The sequence below is a fragment of the Methylophaga sp. UBA1464 genome (assembly GCF_002325665.1).
Taxonomy (GTDB): Bacteria; Pseudomonadota; Gammaproteobacteria; order Nitrosococcales; family Methylophagaceae; genus Methylophaga.
The window spans coordinates 1-5,627 of record NZ_DCSO01000107.1 but is presented as its reverse complement, the minus strand read 5'-3'; the positions used below and the strand labels follow the sequence as shown (position 1 = coordinate 5,627).

The 5,627-nt window shown below is 45.5% G+C and carries 5 protein-coding genes and 1 pseudogene; 4 read left to right on the top strand and 2 right to left on the bottom strand.

Going from position 1 to position 5,627, the window contains the following annotated elements; genetic code table 11:
• Nucleotides 1-317, top strand: a pseudogene (locus tag B3O33_RS14385) (DUF447 domain-containing protein); the annotation flags it as partial.
• The gene (locus B3O33_RS14380) at nucleotides 310-1,014 is read left to right on the top strand and encodes a (5-formylfuran-3-yl)methyl phosphate synthase (RefSeq protein WP_292363862.1); all 705 of its coding nucleotides are present in this window, start codon (nucleotides 310-312) and stop codon (nucleotides 1,012-1,014) included. The pseudogene B3O33_RS14385 and the gene B3O33_RS14380, both read left to right, overlap by 8 nt.
• Here B3O33_RS14380 and B3O33_RS14375 read toward each other — a convergent pair.
• A complete protein-coding gene (locus B3O33_RS14375; RefSeq protein WP_292361057.1) occupies nucleotides 1,011-1,289 on the bottom strand; it encodes a DUF2798 domain-containing protein in 279 nt (92 codons plus the stop codon). The genes B3O33_RS14380 and B3O33_RS14375 overlap by 4 nt on opposite strands.
• Nucleotides 1,290-1,418: 129 nt before the next feature.
• Here B3O33_RS14375 and B3O33_RS14370 point away from each other — a divergent pair, with 129 nt between their 5' ends.
• A complete protein-coding gene (locus B3O33_RS14370; RefSeq protein ID WP_292361055.1) occupies nucleotides 1,419-2,351 on the top strand; it encodes a LysR family transcriptional regulator in 933 nt (310 codons plus the stop codon).
• 32 nt (nucleotides 2,352-2,383) lie between these two features.
• Here the strand turns inward: B3O33_RS14370 and metE are convergent, their stop codons facing one another.
• On the bottom strand, nucleotides 2,384-4,663 hold the full coding sequence (gene metE, locus B3O33_RS14365; RefSeq protein ID WP_292361053.1) for a 5-methyltetrahydropteroyltriglutamate--homocysteine S-methyltransferase: 2,280 nt from the start codon (nucleotides 4,661-4,663) through the stop codon (nucleotides 2,384-2,386).
• 100 nt (nucleotides 4,664-4,763) lie between these two features.
• On the opposite strand from metE, the gene B3O33_RS14360 reads away from it, so the two are divergent.
• Nucleotides 4,764-5,627: LysR family transcriptional regulator (locus tag B3O33_RS14360; RefSeq protein WP_292363861.1), on the top strand; the 864-nt coding region annotated here is incomplete at its 3' end.

Below are 5,627 nucleotides of genomic sequence, written 5' to 3'. Positions count from 1 at the left end.
TCAGTGATGCGTTATCACATATCGAACTGGAGATGGTTCGATTGGTGGACACCGATCCACGTGCCTGTTTTTACGGTGCGGTGATTTGCGATGTTAATCACAAACCGTTCAGAGGTTTTAATCGTGCGCAGAATGCTGTGATAGAAGCGGCTATTCTGGTGAGTCGCCTGGACATGTTATCTGAACAGAAAATCCGTGAGGAGATCGCCTATCTCACCATTGCAATAGATAAAACCGCAGGTGAACGAGAACTGGAAGCATGGAACTGGTTAATGGAAAGAGTAAAACTTGCCGGAATAGAATTAAATCATGACTAGGTGGCTGGCCAGCGTACAATCCCTTGACGAAGCTCAATCATTGATTGAGCACCTGCCAGATATCCTGGATATGAAAAATCCTTCACAAGGCGCTCTAGGCGCATTAACGCATCAAACCGTAACAGAGATTGTTCGCTGGGTTAATCATCGTTGTCTGTGCAGTGCGACGGTGGGAGATTTAACGATGCAGGCGGATATCTTATCTGCTGCAATTTCAGACATGGCTGCGACGGGTGTTGATTATGTCAAAATCGGTATCTTTGATGAACCGGATCTTAGCCGTTGCATTGAGCAACTCGAGTCAACAATCAAAGCCATCCATACCCCGGTTATCGCTGTAATGTTTGCCGATCAATTGCCAGCACAAAAAATGATTCCGACGTTAGCCAAAGCAGGTTTTGCCGGAGTAATGCTGGATACCGCCATAAAGAACGGTCAGGGTTTACTCGACCATTTATCCATCGGAACATTAAAGAGATTTGTAGTTGAAGCCAAATCCGCAGGGTTACTGTGCGGTTTGGCCGGTGCCTTGACAATCGAAAATATTCAGCAGCTAAGCCCGTTGGAAGCCGATTATTTAGGTTTTCGTAGTGCGTTATGTCATCAGCAGACCCGCACCAGTTTTCTGGATCCAGAGTTAGCTAAACAGATCCACAGCCAAATGAATGCAGGTATGCCAAAAGCCAAAACCGGTTAATTGCCAGCTGAAACGGTTCGTTTAACCAAAGCCATGACTAAAGGTCGTACGAACAAAATACATACAAATGCTGCTGGCATGGCGACTTTATAAGCAACCAATGCATCATAAAGAAGCTTTCCATTAATACCCTGATGTACTGCGGTAATAATCAAACACATCAATGCTGCCATAATCGAAGCCATGTAAAAGGCAAATACATAAGGTGTAAGGCGCGCTGGTAGTTTGCCAAATGTTCTTTTAGCCACGTTGACACAGTTGGAATTATTTTTCATTTAAGTCTCCAGCTCGTTGAATGCTGGGGCTACCTTACCGCTGGAAATTGCTTATCAGTAGCCGCTAGACACTATAAACACTCATAAGCTAATCTTACGAAACTCTCAAACAATTGATATTAATGACTTATGGATACAATGCGCGGTGTGGAAACATTTGTTCGAGCAGTTGAATTGGGAAGTATTGCAGCCGCTGCACGCCGTCTTGGTATCAGCGCCGCGGCAGCCAGTCAAAATATTGCTCGACTGGAAACCGCGCTGGGAGCGCGTTTATTAACTCGAACAACTCGTAGTCTGGCCTTAACCGATAATGGTGAGGTGTATTTCCAGCGGGTCAAAGGCTTGTTGAATGAGCTGGAGCTTGCCAAACAAGCGGTTTCAGCGATGCAGGGTCAGGTTGGAGGAAAGCTCACCATTGCCTGTTCAGCTGCTTTTTCGCGGCATGTTTTGGCGCCATTAATTCCAGGGTTCAATCAACGTTATCCACAAATCAGTCTGGAATTACTGGCTACAGATCGACGTATTGATCATCTAAAAGAAGGTATTGATATCAGTATCCGTATTCGCCAACAATTACAGGATGGATTGGTGGCAAGACGAATTGCGACATTGCCATTAATCTTTTGTGCATCGCCGGAATATCTCCAGCGAGCAGGTTATCCGGATACCCCGCAGGCTTTGTTAAATCATGATTGTTTGATGTTTCGGATCCCGGTGGATGGTCATATTTTCCGCTGGGCTTTTATTCGGGAAGGTCGGCGTTATGAGCCTGATATTAACGCAACAGCGGTAAGTGATGATATTGATATGTTGGCTAAAATGGCGGTAGCAGGTGGCGGCATAACCCGTTTGGCAGCATTTGTCGCAGAACCTTACCTGGCATCAGGTCAATTAAATCAATTATTTGGGGCGGAGCATCTGTCAGAGGTTAAAGCGGAAGCGGAACCCTTAGAGTTTTATTTCTGTGTGACAGATCGTTATGCCAAAACACCTAAAGTCGCCGCATTTTTTGATTATTTGTATGAGCATTTGCCCGACAAATGGCATGTAAAAAGCGGGTAGAGAAAACGATTCTCCCTACCCGATTTTTCTAGCTAAGCGGCAAGTTGATTTCTCAACAATCTGGCAGCTGAAACCATCGCTTTCAGCGCCGGCTCTACTTCCTCCCAGCGACGGGTTTTCAAACCGCAGTCAGGATTGACCCATAATTGCTGCTTATCGATACGCTGTGCAGCGAGTTTTAATAACTCGACCATCGACTGTTCAGAGGGAGTGTTCGGGCTATGAATATCATAAACGCCGGGTCCAATCGCGTTTGGATAGTCAAAGTCACGAAATACATCCAGTAATTCCATCTGTGACCGGGAGGTTTCAATGGTGATCACATCGGCATCCATTGCGGCGATGGCTTCGATAATGTCATTGAACTCGGAATAACACATATGGGTATGGATCTGTGTTTCATCTCCTACTCCATTGGCTGAGATCTTGAAGCTTTCCACCGCCCAATCGAGATACGCCTGCCATTGAGATTGTCGTAAAGGCAAACCCTCACGTAACGCGGCTTCATCAATCTGGATGATTTTCACACCTGCTGCTTCCAAATCAATCACTTCATCACGAATGGCCAATGAAATTTGCTTACAAGTCTCGCTGCGCGATTGATCATCTCTGACAAACGACCAGTTGAGAATCGTAACTGGCCCCGTCAACATGCCCTTAACCGGTTTGTCAGTAAGAGATTGGGCATATTGGGTCCACTCTACCGTCATTGGACGCGGCCGTGATACATCACCAAAAATAATGGGTGGTTTAACACAGCGTGAACCATAGGACTGCACCCAGCCATTATCCGTAAATGCAAAGCCTTGTAGTTGTTGACCAAAATACTCGACCATGTCATTCCGTTCTGCTTCACCGTGCACCAAAACGTCCAGATCCAATTCCAGCTGTTTATCAATGGCGTAGCGAATTTCTGCCTGCATCTGCTGTTGATATTCGGCATTGCCCAGTTGGCCCAGACGAAATTGTTTACGTGCCTGACGAATCACATTGGTTTGTGGAAAAGAGCCGATGGTGGTGGTTGGAAATGCCGGTAATTGTAAGTCCGTCTGTTGGATCGCAGCACGTTCAGTGTAATTACTTTGACGCAGTGCCAGCTCGGGCTGGATAGCCTCGCAGCGTTGCTTGACTGCAGGATTGTGAACCCGAGTCGATTGCTGGCGGTGTTGAATGGCCTGATTATTGTCTGCCAGTTGTGTTGTTACGCTATCACGTCCTGCATTAAGTGCCCGAGCCAATACTTGCAGCTCATCCAGTTTTTGTACAGCAAAGGCTAACCAGTCATGTACCTCAGCATCCAGATGCTGTTCAGATTGCAAATCAATAGGCACATGTAACAGTGAGCAGCTTGGTGCCAGCCATAAGCGATTTGCAAGGCGTTTGTGTATCGGTTCAAGCAGATTAAGTGTTTGGTTTAAATTGGTTTTCCAGATGTTTCGACCATTGATAACCCCCAGCGATAAAATTTTATGCGATGGCAGCCAATCCACCACACGGATAATTTCATCCGCCGCGTTTATCGCATCAAGATGAAAGCCTGCCGTTGGTAATTCACATGCCAGTTGCAGATTCTGTTTTAGTTGACCGAAATAGGTGGTCAGAAGCAGCTTAACCTGAGACTTGGCTAATGAAAAATAGGCTTTTTGCAGAGCCTGCTGCCACTCAACAGAGAGCTCAGTAACCAGAATGGGTTCATCAATTTGTACCCATTCAACACCGGCCTTAGCTAATCCATCCAGAATTTCAGCATAAACCGGTAATATTCTTTCCAATAAAGCCAGTTTGTCGCTTTCATCTTTGGTTTTGCCCAGCCATAAATAGCTGACTGGACCAACCAATACAGGTTTAGCGTTGTAACCCGCAGTCTTTACTTCTGTAATTTGAGATAGCAATCTATCTGGATGAGCTGAAAAGTCGGTATCAGCAGTAAATTCAGGCACCAGATAGTGATAGTTGGTATCAAACCATTTAGTCATTTCAGCTGCGTCAATTTGATGATCACAGCAAGTCGAACCAGCCTGACCACGTGATGCCTGAAAATATTGGATTAAAGCATCGGCATTTTTATCCACCCTTGTCGGCAGATTGCCGAGCATCTGACTGGTGTCCAGCACATGGTCGTAAAAAGAAAAGTCTCCGACAGGCAACAGATCCAGTTCGCCTTGCAGTGCCCAATGCCGTAAACGTAATGTTTTGCCGGTTTCTTCTAATGCCTCGGTATTAATTTCGCCCCGCCAGTAGCGTTCCAATGCAAATTTTAATTCGCGTCGTTCACCAATACGTGGAAAACCAAGATTATGTGTGCTGACCATTCGATATCCTCTCAATCGGTTTTAAAGCAGCCCATTGTAATCAGCTTAATTTATGAGTAATAATGATGATTGTTAACAAATTTATGAGATATATTCATATATGATCGAGCGAGCGCATTTACGCATTATTCAGGCATTGGCTGAAAACGGCAGTTTAACGGCGGCAGCGAATGCATTATTTGTTACGCAATCGGCTTTATCTCATCAGATCCGCTACCTTGAGCAGAAATTGGAAATCAGTTTGTGGCAGCGCGATGGACGAAAATTAAGACTGACCCAGGCTGGTGAATTGATGTTGCAGGTTGCTCAGCAAGTTTTACCGGTTTTAGAGCAGACCGAGCAAACCTTGCAGGCATATGCTGAAGGACGTGCAGGAATACTGCGCATCGGCGTGGAATGTCATCCCTGTTATGAATGGCTGAAAAAAATTCTGGCTGATTTTCTGCGGGAAATGCCGCAGATGGATGTGGATATCGTGCATCAATTCCAGTTTTCCGGAATGGAAGGTCTGTTAAATCATCATATTGATTTGCTGGTGACACCGGATGCGGTTAATCAGGTTGGAGTACTTTATCAACCGATGTTTGATTATGAGCTGGTGCTGTTGGTGGAAGAAAATCACCCATTAGCCCGGCAAAGTTATATTGAGGCATCAGCTCTACAGAATGAGTTATTGCTGACCTTTCCGGTAGCCCATGAACGCCTGGATGTCTTTACTCAGTTTTTAATGCCTGCGGGAATTCATCCACGAAGCAAAGCCATGCAATCCATGGATATCATGGTACAAATGGTGGCCTTGCAAAGAGGTATAACCGTTTTGCCTAACTGGTTGGCGATGGAGTTTTGTCAAACCCTGCCGGTAAGGGCTATACGTCTTGGCAAAAAAGGCCTGGCTAAAAAACTTTTTGCGGCTATCAGAGAATCGGATGAAGAGGTCAGCTATTTACAACGGTTTATCACTCTC

What these genes read in the sequence shown, in the direction of transcription:
- B3O33_RS14370 (WP_292361055.1), top strand. Translation starts at nt 1,419, where the DNA reads ATGGATACAATGCGCGGTGTGGAAACATTTGTTCGAGCAGTTGAATTG.
- B3O33_RS14380 (WP_292363862.1), top strand. Translation starts at nt 310, where the DNA reads ATGACTAGGTGGCTGGCCAGCGTACAATCCCTTGACGAAGCTCAATCA.
- metE (WP_292361053.1), bottom strand. Translation starts at nt 4,663, where the DNA reads ATGGTCAGCACACATAATCTTGGTTTTCCACGTATTGGTGAACGACGC.
- B3O33_RS14375 (WP_292361057.1), bottom strand. Translation starts at nt 1,289, where the DNA reads ATGAAAAATAATTCCAACTGTGTCAACGTGGCTAAAAGAACATTTGGC.